Source organism: Accumulibacter sp. (assembly GCF_031732815.1).
Classification (GTDB): Bacteria; Pseudomonadota; Gammaproteobacteria; order Burkholderiales; family Rhodocyclaceae; genus Accumulibacter.
Genome location: NZ_JAVMKF010000099.1, coordinates 1 through 15,610 on the forward strand (window position 1 = coordinate 1; position 15,610 = coordinate 15,610).

Below are 15,610 nucleotides of genomic sequence, written 5' to 3' on the forward strand. Positions count from 1 at the left end.
GCAGCGACTGCTCGTACAGATCAAACGCCTCGACGATACGCCCGACGCGGTGCTGCTTGACTCGCGTGCCGGGCTGCACGATATCAGCTCGGCGGCGATCACACGGCTTGCCGCCGAGGTTTTCATGTTCGCGCGCGACGACTATCAGGGCTGGCAGGCTTACGTTCTGCTCTTCGACCACCTGCGTCATGCGCCGAGCATTGAGTGGGGAATGCCCGACGACGACTTGCGCTGGCGCTTGAAAATGGTGGCGGCGCAGGTCGAGCCGGCGGCAGCCGCCCGGCAGCGCTTCGTCGACCGCAGCTACGAGACCTGGTTGGCACTTTACGACGCGGAAGGCGACGACGCGGGCGTGCTGGGTAGCGCAACGGCACGGCTGTTCGAGCAAGGCGAGGACGGGCCGCATCAGCCGCTGTTAGTCGATTTTGATCCGCGCGTCCGCTCCTTCGACCTGAGCCAGAAGGACAAACTGCCGGAATGGGAACTCGTCAAGCACACCTTCGGGGACTTCTTCACCGGCGCAACGCGGCGCCTGTTTCCGGCTGACGCGAACGGCGAGGACTCGCCGTGAATCGACCGAACTGGACGTTTCCGGCGGCCGACTTTCGCCGGGCGCTGATGAGCCTGCCGGTTACCCAGGCGTGGGAGAGCCTCGATCCACCGGAACTGGCCCAGATCTGCATCCCGTCGGCGCACGCCAAGGCATTGTCCCCGGATCACACCATCGTTGAAGGCATGCGCGGCGCCGGCAAGAGTTTCTGGACCGCGGTCCTGGCGGACGACAACACGCGCCGCTTCGTCGCCGATACGGAATCCTTGTCGGGAGCTGCCGGACTCGTCGTGCGCGTCGGTTTTGGTCTCGATCTGGCAGACGAGCAATTCCCGACGGCAACCCGGATTGGCGAACTGCTCGGGATGGGCCAAGGTCCAGACGCGATCTGGCGCGCTGTGCTGCTCCGGCATGCCTTTCACTACCTGAAACGGGACCTGCCCTTCGCCGACCGCGACTGGACGGAAGCCGTACGCTGGGTCGCAGACCATCCAGGCGCGACGACCGGATACCTGACCGATGCCGATCGCGCGTTGGCCGAGGACGGGAAAGTCCTCCTGCTGCTCTTCGATTCGCTCGAACGGTTGGCGGACGACTGGGGAGGAGTTCGCCGTATCCTGGCGGCGGCGCTCAAACTCGGCCTGGAATGCCGGACACGACGCGCCATCCGCTGCAAGTTCTTTCTGCGCCCCGACATGGTCGAGGAAGAGGACGAGTTCTGGCGCTTTGCCGACAGTTCCAAGCTGTTGCACACGAAAGCGAAGCTCGATTGGCGCCCGGACGACCTTTATGGCGTGATCCTGCTGCATCTGCTCAACTCACCTTCGGTCGGCGCCGAGTTTCGCCGGAACCTCGAGCAGTCGGGGAACGAGTGCGGGCAGGCCATCCGTGGCGCCTACCGCCTACCCAGAAGAATGACGTCCGATTCGGTACGCGCAGCCATCGAGGCGCTCGCCGGGCCATGGGTGGGCGCCAGCGCGCGGAGGGGGTACACCTATACCTGGATTACGACCCACCTGGCGGACGCCAAGGGCCGCCTCAGCCCGCGCAGCATCCTGCTCGCCTTCAGGCAAGCCGCCGAATGGACTGACTCGCGTCAGCGCGAGCATTCCTGCGCGCTGCACTACCAGGGCGTACAACAGGGCGTCGTCGAGGCTTCCAAGATCCGTATCAGCGAAATCAAGGAAGACTACCCGTGGGTCGATCCGCTGCTGCGCGCCTTGCACGATACGACCGTTCCGCTGAGCTTCGACGAGTTGTCTGCGCGGTGGACGCCCCGGTGCATCGATGAGGCGCTGGCCGCCGCCGCCAACCAGAGGCGGCTGCCGCCGCGCCGCTACAGCAGCGATCCACTCCGGAAGCCGCACTCGCTGGTCGACGATCTGGTTGAACTCGCGGTGCTCTACCAGAGCGAAGACAGGAGGCGCTTCAACATGCCCGACATTTTCCGCGTCGGCTTCGGTATCAAGCGCAAAGGCGGCGTACGCCCGCCGCGCTGAGCGCTTGCCTGAGCGCTTGCCGGCAGGCTTGCCGCGTCGGATCTGCCGGGCATGGCGGGCGACTGCCCGACACGGCGGCCAGCGCGTGCGTCTCGCCGCCGGTCGCTTGGCGGCTTACAAGGCGAGCAGTTCGCGCGTGTGACGCGCGATCATCAGTTCTTCGTTGGTCGGCACCACCCACGCTGAAGCGCGACTGCCGGGCCGGCTGATGCACGGCGCGCCGGTTTCGTTGGCCTCGTCGTCAAGCTCGATTCCCAGCCAGCGGGCCTGGCGGCAGACGAGTTGCCGAATGCGCGCGCTGTTCTCGCCGATTCCGGCGGTGAAGACGAGCGCGTCGAGGCCGCCGAGCACGGCCGCCAGCGCGCCCAGTTCACGGTTGATGCGGTAGACGAAGTAGTCGATGGCCAGCGCGGCACGCGGCGAATCACTGGCCAGCAGCACACGCATGTCGTTGCCGACGCCGGACAGTCCGAGCAGACCCGAGCGCTTGTAGAGCAGGTCTTCGATCTGCTGCGCCGACAGACCCTCCTGCTGCAGCAGGTAAAGGACGATTCCGGGGTCCATGTTCCCCGGTCGCGTTCCCATCATCAGGCCGTCGAGCGCGGTAAAGCCCATCGAACTGCCGACGCTGCGCCCGCCGTGCAGCGCGCACATGCTCGCCCCGCTGCCCAGGTGAGCGACGACGACGCGTCCGCCGGCAATCTCGGGAGCGACGTGCGGCAGCGTCGCGGCGACGTACTCGTACGACAGACCATGAAAGCCGTAGCGCCGGATGCCGCGCTCGTAGTATTCGTAGGGCAGACCGTAGAACTGGCCGACCGTCTCCTGCGTGCGGTGAAAGGCAGTGTCGAAGCAGGCGACCTGCGGCAAATCGGGCTGCACCTCCTGCACCGCGCGGATTGCAGCCAGATTGTGCGGCTGGTGCAGCGGCGCCAGCGGGATGAAGGCTTCCAGCGCCGCCATCGCCGATGGGCTGATGCGCAGCGGCGCCGAGTAATCGGGGCCGCCATGCACGACGCGATGGCCGACGCCGGCCAGCGTGCCGCCGGGATAGCGCGCGCGCAGCAGGTCGGCGACGCGCTGCAGCGCCTGCGCATGGCTGCCGACGGCCGCCTTGTCCCACTGCTCGTCGGCAATCCGCTGCCCATCGCCGTCCTTCACCCGCAAGCGAGGCGCCGTCCCCAGGCCTTCGACCTGACCGACCGCGACGGCGCGCAGTTCGCCCGTCTCGGCGATCGCAAAGACAGAAAACTTCAGGCTGGACGAGCCCGCGTTGAGGACCAGAATCGCCTGTTCCATTTCACCCTCCGTTCTTCTGCCGCAGGTCTGGCTCCGGCAGGCTGGCGATCAGACAGGCCACCGCACACGAAGCAAGCTTGGTCCGTCGATTGTCCGCGCGGCTGGTCAGAATGATCGGCACGCGCGCGCCGAGAACGATCCCGGCGCCGTCGGCGTTGCTCATGAAGGTGAGCTGCTTGGCCAGAATGTTGCCGGCGACAAGGTCGGGAACGACCACGATATCGGGGTCGCCGGCGACCTCCGATTCGATCTTCTTGATACGCGCCGCCTGCTTGCTGATCGCGTTGTCGAAAGCGAGCGGCCCGTCGAGCAGCGCGCCGGTGATCTGACCGCGATCGGCCATCTTGCACAGCGAAGCGGCGTCGGTGGTGCACAGCATGCGCGAACTGACGCTCTCGACGGCGCAGATCAGCGCCACCTTCGGACGAGCAATACCGAGGATGTGCGCCAGATCGATGGCGTTCTGGCAGATGTCGCGCTTGGTATCGAGGTCGGGCGCGATATTGATCGCCGCGTCGGTGACGATCAGCGGCTTGTGATAGGTCGGCACGTCCATCACGAAAGCGTGCGTGATGCGGCGCTCGGTGCGCAGCCCGGTCTCCTTGTTGACCACTTCGGCCATCAGTTCGTCGGTGTGCAGGCTACCCTTCATCAGCGCCGCTGCCCTGCCCTGGCGCACCAGTTCGACGGCACGAAAAGCCGCCGCATGGCTGTGCGCCGCGTCCTCCTGCTGGACGCCGCTCAGATCGAAGCGATGCTGCTCGGCCAGTGCGCGCAGTCGGTTAAGCGGCGCCACCAGAATCGGTTCGATCAGCCCCGCCCGCCTCGCCTGCAAGGCTGCACCGAGCGACGATTCGTCGCAGGGATGAACAACCGCCACCGGCACCGGCGGCAGATGGCGGCAGCGCTCGACCAGCACTTCAAAGCGGTCGTGGCTCTGAATCGACACCTGCGCGGCCTCCGGGCGCGGCATCGTCACCTTGACCTGCGGCGCGATGACGCGCGCAGTTCCGGTCATGATCGTCTCGCCGCGCCCATTCAGGCCGCGGCAGGCAAAGGTGACTCGCCGGGTCGCCGCGTCCTTGGCGGTGGCGGTAAGCGTGATCGTGACCTGCTCGCCGACCGGAACCGGCGCCAGGAACTCGAGGTCCTGAGCGCAGTGGATCGTTCCCGGTCCCGGCAACTGGTTGCCGAGCAAACCGGAGACGAGCGCGCCCAGCCACATGCCGTGTGCGCTGAGTTCGGCCGGACCGACCTGGCGGTCGAGTTCGCTGTCGAGTTGGGTTGGGCTGATGTCGCCGGAAACGGCGGCGAAGAGTTGCACGTCGCGCAGGCTCAGCGTATGCGTGACGCTCGCCGTGTCACCAATGCGGATTTCTTCGAACGGACGGTTCTGCAGCGTGTCCACGCCGTGCGCAGCGTCGCCGTCCGGATAGGTTTCTGTGTTCATCGGAAAGTAGCCTAGCAAAGGGAGTAGGCGGCGGACGACCTGATCGCCAAGCGCACTTGTCCCCGCCGGGTCAAGCGGGATCTTACTCGCCTTGTCGCCGACCCGCCAATTGACCGTCGGCGCGTCGCCGGCGAGGCGGCGGACAGGCGCTCGCCGTCAGCCTGCGACGAGGCACAGAGAGGCGCATCGATCATTGTTTGTTCCACCCGCGCTGCCTGGCCAGAAAGCTTCATGCCGGGAGGTTTCCTCTTCCGCTCAGCCACGCGGCCGGTCGAGCCAGGCCAGGATGGTCGCGCAGAGGACAGCAGGGACGAGCGGCTTGGCGACAAAGTCGTTCATGCCGGCCGCCAGGCAGCGCTGGCGGTCGCCGGCGAAGGCGCTGGCCGTCACGGCGACGATCGGCACTTGCGCCATCGCCGGCAGTCGGCGAATGGCCCGGGTGGCCGCCAGGCCATCGAGCTTGGGCATCCGGATATCCATCAGGATCAGGTCGTATTTCGCGGCGCCGGCCATGTGCAAGGCGCATTCGCCATCGGGCGCGATGGCGACGCTCAATCCGGCGTCTTCGAGGATCTCCCGGCAGACGATCTGGTTGATCGGCTCATCCTCGGCCAGCAGGATGGCGCGGCCGCAATGCTGCGCCTTGAGCATCTCGCGCGCGAGCCCACGCGCTGGCCCCTCAGTTTCGCTCACCGTTGGCGCCGACCTCGGCAAGCCTACCGTGAACCAGAAGATGTTTGCCTCGTCCGTTGGCCGGCTGGCGAAGCCGATCTCGCCGTTCATCAGGCGGGCGAGCCGCGTGCACATCGCCAACCCGAGTTCGGCGCCGTGATAGCGCTGCGGCAACGCAGCGTTCGCCTGCGCGAAACCGGTCAGCGAACACCCGCCCTCATCGAGCGGGACCACGTTGCCGCTATCCACCACCACAAAGCGCAGACGGACTGATTGCGCCGACGCGTCGCCGACGACGCCGACGCCGACGCTGACCGATCGATGGCGGCTGAATCTGAGCGCGTTCCCGGTCAAGGTGATGAGAATCTGTCCCAATCGTTGCGGGTCACCGCGCAGCCGACAATCCGTCGCGAGCGCGTCGGCGTCAATCCTGAGCGTGACGCTATTCTCACGCGCACGCACTGTCAGCAGCTCGCCGATTTGTTCGACCAGCTCGCCGAGCCGGAAATCGACGCTGGCCAGCGTCAGGTGCTCGGCTTCGATCTGCGACCAATCGACGATGCCGTCGATCAACTCAAGCAGGCGACGCGACTCGCGCATCGCCTCGTTCAACTGCTCGATCTGAGCCGCTTCGGTCGCCCGGCAGAGCGCCAGCTCGCTCATGCTGAGGATGTCGTTCATCGGCCGGCGCAGTTCGTGGCTCATGTCAGCCAGCAGGCGGCTCTGCGCCTGCCGGGCAGTTTCGGCAAGTTCCTTGGCCAGCGTGAGTTCACGCGTGCGCTGCGCGACGACACCCTCGAGACGAGCACGCTGCGCTGCGAGTTCGTCCTCGGCCGCACGTCGTTGCTCGGCCTCATCGCCGAGTCGACACGCGAGCTCACTGGCCGCCTCGCGCTGCGCGTCAAGTTCGCTGGCGAGTGTCTCGTGCTCAAGGCGATGGCGCAGGCTGCTGACGAGCAGCGCACTGAAGTTGGCGCCGCTGCGCAGCAGAAGCAGGCCGAAAAGTGCGACCAGCCCGCCGAGCACGAGGCTCGCCGGATCGCCCGCCGGGAGCAGCGAGCAGCCTATGGCAGCGAGCACCGGCAGCGTGTGCAGGTAGAGCGCACAACGATGTGACGCGAGAACCGGGACAGCCATGGCGCAGACGCCAAGGACCGCAAGCATGGTAATCGGGCCGAGCGCTGGATCGTCGGCGCTGCTCACGATCAGCCAGGCCCAGCCGACGCCCAGCCAGCCCGTTGCCAGCGTGTAGCGCAATGCCCAACGCGCGCTCGTGGCTGCGGCGGGCGAGCGCTGCCGCCAGACGAGCAGTACCAGACGACTGCCACCACCGACCAGCATGAAAGCCAGCCAGGCGAAGCGGAACTCGGCGGGAAGTGGCGCTTCCAACAGAACGACAAAGAGTAACACCGCGACGAGCGCGAAGAGGTCCGCCGCGCGTCCGTGACGAAACAGCAGATCGGTCCGCGCCGCTTCGAGCGGGTCGTCGCCAGCCAGCGTCGGCGGAGGGGATCGACAAGCCGATGCCGCGCTGGCAGCCGGGCGCGAGCAGTGGGTCGTCGGTAGACAGGAAACGTACATCGCACTCACGAATACGACATGTAGCGCGAAAACTTTAGCCTCCGGCAACGACGAAGCGCGGCGCGGCGCGCCGCGCACGCTGAAACTTGCCGTTCCGGATGCCACGCTGCGATTACCGGCGGCAGTAGCGCTGTCAGGTGCGCACCGACGGGCGGACGACACCGGTGGCCAGTGCGGTGCCCAGCACGACGATCGAACCGCCCGCCAGCATGCCGGCGTTCAGCGTTTCGCCGAGGAACAGGCTGCCCCAGAGGACTCCGAAGAGCGGAATCAGGAAGGTGACGGTGACCGCGCGCGCCGCACCGACGTTGGCGATCAGCCGGAAGAAGAGGAGAAAGGCGATCGCCGTACAGCCGACACCGAGGACCAGCGCCGCCGACCAGGCCAATGCATTTGGTCGCGTGACAGGCCAGAACCAGACGGCGAAAGGCATCAGAATGATCGCCGAGACGAGCTGCGAGCCGGCCGCATTGACCAGCGCGGGAACGCCGCCCAGTTGACGCCGCGTCAGGTTGGCGGCGAAGCCGTAGGACAGCGTGGCGAGCAGCATGGCGCCGATCGCCCAGCCGCTCCCGCCGGGCCGGAAGTCCGCCTTGTCGGCAGCGAGCAGCAGAACACCGGCAAAACCGACGGCCAGCCCGGCGGCACGCCAGAAACCCAGGCTTTCGCGCAGCCACAGCGCGCTGATCAGCGCCGTAAAGATCGGCACCGTAGCGTTCAGGATCGACGCCAGTCCGGCGGTGATCGACAGCATCGCCCAGGCGATCAGCACGAACGGCAAGGCCGAGCTGAACACCGCCATCAGCGCGATAGCGGCGGCGTTTTGGCGCAGTACCGACTGTTGTCCGCGCAAGAAAAGCAAGGGAAGCAGACAGAGCGCGGCGACTGCGACGCGCAGCCAGATCAGCGGCAGCGGTCCGAAAGCCGGTGCCGCGTAACGCATGAAGAGAAAGGACCCGCCCCAGAGTGCGGCGAGCAGGACCAGATCGATCAGGTCACACAGTTTCATCGGCCAGCCTTCGTTTGCCGGGCGTGACGACCGCGCCTTGCAGCGCCGGCCGGCCATCGACGCGGGCCGCCCAAGCCCTCCGCACCTGGCCGGCAGCCGGCCGAGGTGCCGATACCCGGCACGACGCGGCCGCTCACCCGGCGAAGCGCGCCACCGACTCGCGCATGGTTCCAGCCAGTTGCTCCATCGCCTGCACCGCTTGCGCCGACTGTCTCAGCGCCTGCGTGCTGCCCTCCGACGAATGCGCAATGTTCTCGATCTGGCGCGCGATGAGCTGCGAGGCACTGGCCTGTTCGCGCAGGGCGAGCGTGATCCCGCTCGCGACATCGACCACTTCGACCGCGCCAGCGCGGATCTTGACGATCGCCTCACCTGCCTGGCGCGCCAGTGTCGCGCCGCCGTCGACCTGATTGCGCACGCCGCGCATGCATTCGACAGCGGTCGTCGCGCTCGCCTGAATCGAGGCGATGTTGTCGGAAATCTGGCGCGTCGCCTGGCTCGTCCGTTCGGCCAGTTTGCGCACTTCGTCGGCCACCACGGCAAAGCCGCGTCCCTGCTCGCCGGCTTTTGCCGCCTCGATCGCCGCGTTGAGCGCGAGCAGATTGGTCTGCTCGGCCACCTCGCGAATCACCGCGACGATACCGCTGATCGCCGCCGACTGCTGGCCGACCGTCTCTACAGCGGTTGCCGCTGCCTGCACGCTGTCGACGGTGCCGATCATCTCCTGCGCACTTTTCTCGATCACCGCACCGCCACCAGCCGCCAGTTGCGCCGCGCTCTCGGCAATCTGCTGCGTCTGTTCGGCGCTAGCGCGCACGCGCTCGATGCTCGTCGTGAGTTCCTCGATCGAGGCGGCGACCGAAGTCGTCGCCTCGTTCTGCCGGCCGACGTTGCGGCTGATCTCGCTCACCGAGTTCGCCACCCCGCCCGAGGTCGTGACCAGCTTGCCGACATGAGCGTTGATCTGGCCAACGACCTCCTGGAAGTGTTGCAACAGGTCGTTCAGCGATCCGGCCACAGCGCTCAGTTCGTCGCGACCCGAAACGTCGGCCCGGATGCGCAGGTTCCAGTCGGCGCGAACGGCATGCATCGTCGCCTGCAGCGCACTGACCGGCCGCGTCACGGCGCGAATCAGGGCAAACGACAGAACGGCGATGGTCAGCGTGGCGAGCACCATGGTGACGGCCAGAATGTTGCGCGTCGCCACGTAGTGCGCCTCGGCCGCACTGATCTGCGCTGCAAGATGCTCGACCTCGCTTTGCGAGGCGCGCTGGGCGATCTTCGCCAAGCCTTCCGAAAAAGCTCGATCAACGCCGCGCACGGCCTGGTCAACCTTCCTCCCGCTCTCCGGATCGGCCGCCTCCCAGGCATTCAAGGCAGCACGATACCTGTCTACCAGCTTGCCATGCTCGGCAAGCAGCGGGGCCACTCCCGCTGCCTCGTGCAAGTCCTCGCGTACGTACTGGTCGGCGAGAGCCAGGAACCTGCGCACCTGCTCCGCTTCCCGCTCGAAACCCTGCCGGTACTTGTCGAAGGACTCGCGCTCGTGGCCACGGATCAGGATGTTCTTCCATTCCTGCACTTGCGTCTTGAAAGCTGTTTCAGCGTCGGACAGCGCCACCATGGCGTTGATCCCCTGCTTGATTTCCCTCATGTCGACGGCGGTTGCGCTGGCCGTTGTCCGCAGCGCATGGAGGCCGATGCCGCTGGCAAACAGCGACCCCAAAATAGCGACGATGCCCAGCGCAACCAGCCGGCCGCGAATGCTCGCAAGAAAACCCATTGTGCACGCTCCCTTTCCGGATGCTGCAAGTAACAACTGCTCGGAAAGAATTCCATTTATAACAACAATACAATTCAGTCATGGCGGGCAGTATATGGGCCGTGCTCGGGCAGCGTCAATCCTGCGCATGGCCAGCCGCCGCTCTGTTTCCCGAGGGCAAACCGCGGCTTTCCGCGCGCCCTCGCCGGCAGCCTTTCTGCTAAGCTTCGCGCGCCGCGCTCCGGCTGCCGCCTGCGGCAATCGTCTTGCCGGTGCTTGTCGCACAACCAATCCGGGTGACTGCCGATGTTTGACCACTTGCGCAAGTACGCCGCCGTCTATGTCGTGGCGATGTCCGGCCTGCTGCTCACCTGCCTGTCGTCGTGGAACGTCCGCCAGGAGCTGCAGACCAATCACCTCAAGGAGTTCCAGTGGGCCGCCGCTGATCGCATACAGTCGGTGCGGGCAGTCGTCGAACAGGGGCTCGACGCCTTGCTGGAGATCCGCGGCTTGTTCTACGCGGCGCACGGCATCGACGACGCGGAATTCCTCGTGTTTACCGAGTCGATCCTGAAGCGGCGTTCCTATATCGAACGGCTGATGTGGGTACCGCTCTCGGCCGAGCCAGCGCTACGTGAATCGGCCGAAAAGTCCGGCCACCTGGAAGCAGCCGAGCGCTCGACGGACAGCGCGCAGCGCAGTCGACCGCCGGCAAGGCCGGCAGGCTTTTCGGCTGCCCGGACCGGCAGCGGCACGGCACAGCGCGCTGTGCCGGTGGTCGACCGCGAACTCGCCGAGGTCATCGCGCGCGCGCGCCAGACGGGCAAGCTGGCGGTCAGCGGGCGAACCCGCCTCGTACCAGCGCGACCCGGCGCGGGCTACGCGATCTACGCCGCCTTGCCGGTTTTCGGACCAGCCGATGCAGCGGCCGACTCGTCGGCGAACGCCGAGAGGACGCCTGCGCTGCTCGGCTTCGTCGTTGGTGCGTACGATCTGCAGGAACTCGTGCACGTGGCGATCAACCTGCTCGAACCGCGCGGCGTCGAGGTCCTCGTACGTGATGATTCAGCCGTCGGCGACGCCCGCCTGCTGCACTTCTACGCCAGCCGGCTGGATTCGCACAGCGTGCGCAGCGACAGCGGTCTGCTCCCGGAAGATGGCGAAGAACAGTCCCAGGTGGCGGTGCGCATCCCGGTCGCCGACCGCCACTGGTCAATCACCTGCGTCGCGACGGACACCTTCCGCAGCGCCGAAGCGTTCACCGAAGCCCACTGGCTGGTCCTTTTCGGCGGCCTGACCTGCACCCTGCTGCTCTGCCTGTATCTGGTGCGCAGCCGGCGCGAACTGGAGAACCGCATCCGGCTGACGCAGACGATCTACGAACGCGAAGAGCTTTTTCGCCAGTTGGCTGAAACGGTCGATGTCGTCTTCTGGGCGACCAACGCCGAGGCAACGCGACTCGAGTACATCGGACCGGCATTCCGGCATCTCACCGGACAGGGCGTCCGCCGCGAAAGCAGCGAACTCTCGCTGATGCTCGAAGTCTTCCGTCCGGCCGACGCGCGCGCCCTGCGCGCTGCCCTCGAACAGTTGCGCAGCAATGGCGGACGCTTCACCATCGTCCTGCCGGTCGAGCGCGGCGACCGCGGCTTGCGCTGGCTGCGCGTGTGCGGCTTCCCGGTACGCGAACCGGGCTGCGAGCTGAGCCGGATCGTCGGCTTCTTTGAAGACATCACCGAACACAAGCTGGCTGAAGACGCCCTGCGCGATTCGGAGGAGAAGCTGCGCACGCTGTTCAACCACTCGCCCGATCTCATCTTCACCGTCGACCGCCAGGCCGACATCCTGCTCACCAACCGCCCGTTGCCGCTTCCCATCGGCGCCGGCGGCGAGAAGCGCTCCGAGCTGGTCCTCCCGGAAAACGTCCGCGTCGGCTACCGCGATCGTCTGCAGCAGGTCTTCGCCAGCGGCTGCGTCGATCATTTCCAGTTTGCGCGCGACGACGCCACCTGGTGGGAGGTGCGCATGGTACCGATCGGCTCGGAGAGCGAAGTGATGGCGGCCATGGTCGTCCTCACCGACGTGACCGAAAACCGCAAGCTGCAATGGCAGGCCATCCGCAATGCACGCCTTGCGTCGCTCGGCGTGCTCTCGGCGGGCGTCGCGCACGAAATCAATAACCCGAACCACGCGATTCTGGCGAATGCTTCTCTGCTCGCGCGCATCTGGCGCGATGCGCTGCCGATACTCGCCGAATACGAGGAGGAACAGGGCGACTTCCTGCTCGCCGGGCTGAGCTTCCATCAGGCGAGTGAAGTGATCGAACGTGGCATGAGCGAGATTGGCGACAATGCCAAACGCATCCGGAAGATCGTCAACAACCTGAAGCACCTGGGCAAGGAGGATCGCGGCCAGATGGATGAAGTGGCCGATCTCGGCAAGATTCTGCGCGCCGTCGCGCGCCTGCTGGCGGCGCGCATCCGCAAACACACCGACGCTTTCTCGCTGACCTTGCCCGATTCCCTGCCGACGGTGAAGGGCAACGTGCAGCAGCTCGAACAGGTGTTCATCAACGTCATCGTCAACGCGCTGGAATCGCTCCCCGAGCGCAGCCGGTCGGTACGCGTGAGCGCCGCCGCCGATGACGAGGGCAAGCGGATCACCGTGCAGGTCGAGGATCAGGGCCAGGGAATTGCCGAGGAGGTCATCACCCAGATCGGCGAACCGTTCTTCACCACCAAAGGCGACAGCGGCGGCACCGGACTCGGCCTGTCGATCTCGTCGTCGATCATCGAGAAGCACGGCGGCGTGCTGCGCTTCGCGTCACGCGAGAACGAAGGAACGACAGTGTGCATCGAACTGCCGGTCAACAAGGAGGACTGAATGAGAGAAAACCAGAAGCCTTTCGTCAACCTGCCCGTCTTTCTGGTCGACGACGACACTTCGGTCCTGCACGCGAGCGCCGCGGTTCTGCGCAGCGCCGGCGTCGTCAACCTGCAGATGGTCGACGATAGCCGCGAATTGCTCCCGGCGCTCGAGCGTCAAGCGGCCAGCGCCCTTCTGCTCGACCTGTTCATGCCGCACCTGAGCGGCAGCAAGTTGCTGCCCGAGGTCGTTCGTCTGTACCCGGAACTGCCGGTCATCGTGATGACCGCCGCGCAGGATGTCGAAACCGCCGTCCGCAGCATGAAGGAAGGCGCTTTCGACTACCTCGTCAAACCGGTCGAAGAGAGCCGCCTGGTGGCCAGCGTGCGGCACGCCATCGAGGTGCACTCGCTGCGCCGCCAGATGGGCGTTCTCAAGCACTATCTCCTTTCCGATTGCCTGCAGAACAACGAGGCTTTTGCCGGTATCGTGACGCACAGCCGAAAAATGCGCGCGCTGTTCCAGTACCTGGAAGCGGTTGCCGTGTCGGCCGAGCCGGTGCTGATCTCGGGCGAGACCGGCGCCGGCAAGGAGATGTTCGCGCACGCACTGCACAAGTTGAGTGGTCTCAGCGGGCAATTCGTCCAGGTCAACGTCGCCGGCCTCGACGACACGCTCTTCTCCGACACGCTTTTTGGCCACAAGAAGGGCGCCTTCACCGGCGCCGACCAGTCGCGCGCCGGCCTGATCGCGCAAGCCGCAGGCGGCACACTCTTTCTCGACGAAATCGGCGACCTGTCGATGGCGTCCCAGGTGAAGCTGCTGCGCCTGCTGCAGGAGCACATGTACTTTCCGCTCGGCTCCGACGTCGCGCGGCCGAGCGACGCACGCGTCGTATGCGCCACCAACTGCAATCTGGCGCAAATGATGCGGCAAAACCACTTCCGCTCCGACCTGTTCTTCCGCCTTTCGGTACACCAGGTCGAAGTCCCGCCGCTGCGCCAGCACAAGGAAGATATCCCGCTCCTCCTCCAGCACTTTCTCGACGAGGCGGCAGCGACGATCAACAAGCCGGCCCCCGAACCGTCGAACGAACTGCTTACGCTGCTCCAGAACTACCACTTTCCGGGCAACGTGCGCGAACTGCGCGCAATGGTCTTCAACGCCATGGCGCTACACCGCGGCGGCTCGGTCCTGGCGATGGACAGCTTCCGCCTGGCCATCCAGAAACAGCAGAAGGAAGGGAGCAGCGAGAACCCGGTGAGCGAAGTTCCCGACGGCCTGCCGGTAATCATTCCAGGGCGCTTCCCGACGCTCGACGAGGTCGAGGACGCGCTGGTGCGCGAGGCGCTCAAGCGCGCCAAGGGCAATCAGGGCGTCGCTGCCACCTTGCTTGGCTTGTCGCGGCCGGCGTTGAACCGGCGCCTGGCGCGGCGCGTCACACCTGGCGAATCCTGAAGCCAGGCAGAAAGGGCAATAATCCCGGGAAACACCCCGGGGTGTAACCTTTTGTCACTTTGAAATGTACGCGTCATTTTTTCCCTTTGCGCGTCAGATCATGGGATTACGCTACACCACCGGGAATTCTGCCGAACCCTCGACGCGTTTTGTTACACCCCCCCGCAATCCCCGTGCGCTTCTCACGTCTTGGCGCAAGTGCATGATAGCGTACTCCTTTCTGGCCTGAAAACAGACTGGCACGATTGCTGCTATGCGCCTACGGATGCCGGTTTGAGCGGCCGTGGGGGAAAAGTGGCAGAAACCATGCCACAACAGGCGACCTGCTCAACCCCACGCTGACCGCCGGCCACGTTTTCCAGCAGCGACCAGGGGAGCTGCCTGCTTAGTCAATTTCAATCCTTTGCCGATATGGGGCCGCTTGATGAGCACTCTGATGATCCTGACGATCGCGACGGTAGTCGTCGTCCTTTTCTTCGACTACACCAATGGCTTCCATGACGCGGCAAACATCGTCGCCACGATCATTGCCTCGCGCGCGATGACGCCCGTGCAGGCGGTCATCATCGTCGGAACCTTCGAATTCCTCGGCCCGCTGCTCGGCGGAACCGCAGTCGCCAATACGATCGGCAAATTCGTCACGCTGGGCGACGTACAGGCCGTACTGTCACTGTCTATCCTCCTCTGCGGACTGGTCGGCGCGATCACCTGGAATCTGGCGACCTGGTATTTCGGCATACCGTCGTCCTCGTCGCACGCGCTGGTCGGCGGACTGATCGGCGCGGTGATCGTCTCCGCCGGAGTAGACAACGTCGTCTGGGGCTTCGCCGAATTGTCGCGCGGCAACCTGACCGGCATCATGAAGGTGCTCGCCGCGCTGATCCTCTCGCCGATCATCGGTTTCTGGGTGGGTTTCCTGATGCTGCGCCTGCTCAATATTCTGCTCTTCGCCGCCAAGCCGTCAGCCAACACCGGCTTGCGCTATGCCCAATTCGTCACCGCTGCCGGACTTGCCTTTTCGCACGGCGCCAACGATGCCCAGAAAAGCATGGGAATGCTCACCCTCGCCCTCCTGCTCGGCGGCTTCATCCCGCGCTTCGAGGTCCCCTTCTGGGTGATGCTCGCCTGTGCCATCGCCATCACCCTGGGAATTCTTTCCGGCGGCTGGCGAATCGTCCGCACGCTGGGTTTCGCCATCTACCGCGTACGCCCGATTCACGCGCTCAGCTCCCAACTGACTTCGGCCGTGGTGATTCTTACTGCGTCGGTCATTGGCGCTCCGGTGTCGACCACGCACGTCGTATCCACCTCGATCATGGGCATCGGCGCTTCCGAACGGCCGCGCGCCGTGCGCTGGAAGAAGGCCAAGGATATTGCCATCACCTGGATCATTACCATCCCCGGTTCGGCGCTGGTCGCGATTCAGACATTCGCCATCGTCAATCTCTTCATCGGAAAGGTCTAA

9 protein-coding genes and 1 pseudogene are annotated in these 15,610 nt (G+C 65.5%); 5 read left to right on the forward strand and 5 right to left on the reverse strand.

Annotated elements, in window-relative coordinates:
* Positions 1-571: pseudogene (locus RKP46_RS07910) on the forward strand (hypothetical protein); the annotation flags it as partial.
* A complete protein-coding gene (locus RKP46_RS07915; RefSeq protein ID WP_311106143.1) occupies positions 568-2,049 on the forward strand; it encodes a hypothetical protein in 1,482 nt (493 codons plus the stop codon). The pseudogene RKP46_RS07910 and the gene RKP46_RS07915, both read left to right, overlap by 4 nt.
* Positions 2,050-2,163: 114 nt before the next feature.
* Here RKP46_RS07915 and RKP46_RS07920 read toward each other — a convergent pair whose 3' ends face one another.
* The 5 genes from RKP46_RS07920 to RKP46_RS07940 all read right to left on the reverse strand — a co-directional run bounded on the left by RKP46_RS07920 (position 2,164) and on the right by RKP46_RS07940 (position 9,843).
* Positions 2,164-3,348, reverse strand: coding sequence for an acetate kinase (locus RKP46_RS07920; RefSeq protein ID WP_311106144.1), 1,185 nt, complete (start codon positions 3,346-3,348; stop codon positions 2,164-2,166).
* Between the two features lies 1 nt (position 3,349).
* Positions 3,350-4,798 (reverse strand): bifunctional enoyl-CoA hydratase/phosphate acetyltransferase, encoded by a 1,449-nt coding sequence (locus tag RKP46_RS07925; protein ID WP_311106145.1) that lies wholly within the window; start codon positions 4,796-4,798, stop codon positions 3,350-3,352.
* A 255-nt stretch (positions 4,799-5,053) separates the two neighbouring features.
* A complete protein-coding gene (locus tag RKP46_RS07930) occupies positions 5,054-7,051 on the reverse strand; it encodes a response regulator (RefSeq protein WP_311106146.1) in 1,998 nt (665 codons plus the stop codon).
* 133 nt (positions 7,052-7,184) lie between these two features.
* A complete protein-coding gene (locus RKP46_RS07935; protein WP_311106147.1) occupies positions 7,185-8,060 on the reverse strand; it encodes a DMT family transporter in 876 nt (291 codons plus the stop codon).
* A gap of 133 nt (positions 8,061-8,193) precedes the next feature.
* A complete protein-coding gene (locus RKP46_RS07940) occupies positions 8,194-9,843 on the reverse strand; it encodes a methyl-accepting chemotaxis protein (RefSeq protein ID WP_311106148.1) in 1,650 nt (549 codons plus the stop codon).
* 285 nt (positions 9,844-10,128) lie between these two features.
* Between RKP46_RS07940 and RKP46_RS07945 the strand changes: the two genes are divergently transcribed.
* The 3 genes from RKP46_RS07945 (at position 10,129) to RKP46_RS07955 (ending at position 15,610) form a co-directional block, all read left to right on the forward strand.
* Entirely contained in the window at positions 10,129-12,705 is a 2,577-nt protein-coding gene (locus RKP46_RS07945; RefSeq protein WP_311106149.1) for an ATP-binding protein, read from the forward strand.
* On the forward strand, positions 12,706-14,145 hold the full coding sequence (locus tag RKP46_RS07950; protein ID WP_311106150.1) for a sigma-54 dependent transcriptional regulator: 1,440 nt from the start codon (positions 12,706-12,708) through the stop codon (positions 14,143-14,145).
* 424 nt (positions 14,146-14,569) lie between these two features.
* Positions 14,570-15,610, forward strand: coding sequence for an inorganic phosphate transporter (locus RKP46_RS07955; protein ID WP_311106151.1), 1,041 nt, complete (start codon positions 14,570-14,572; stop codon positions 15,608-15,610).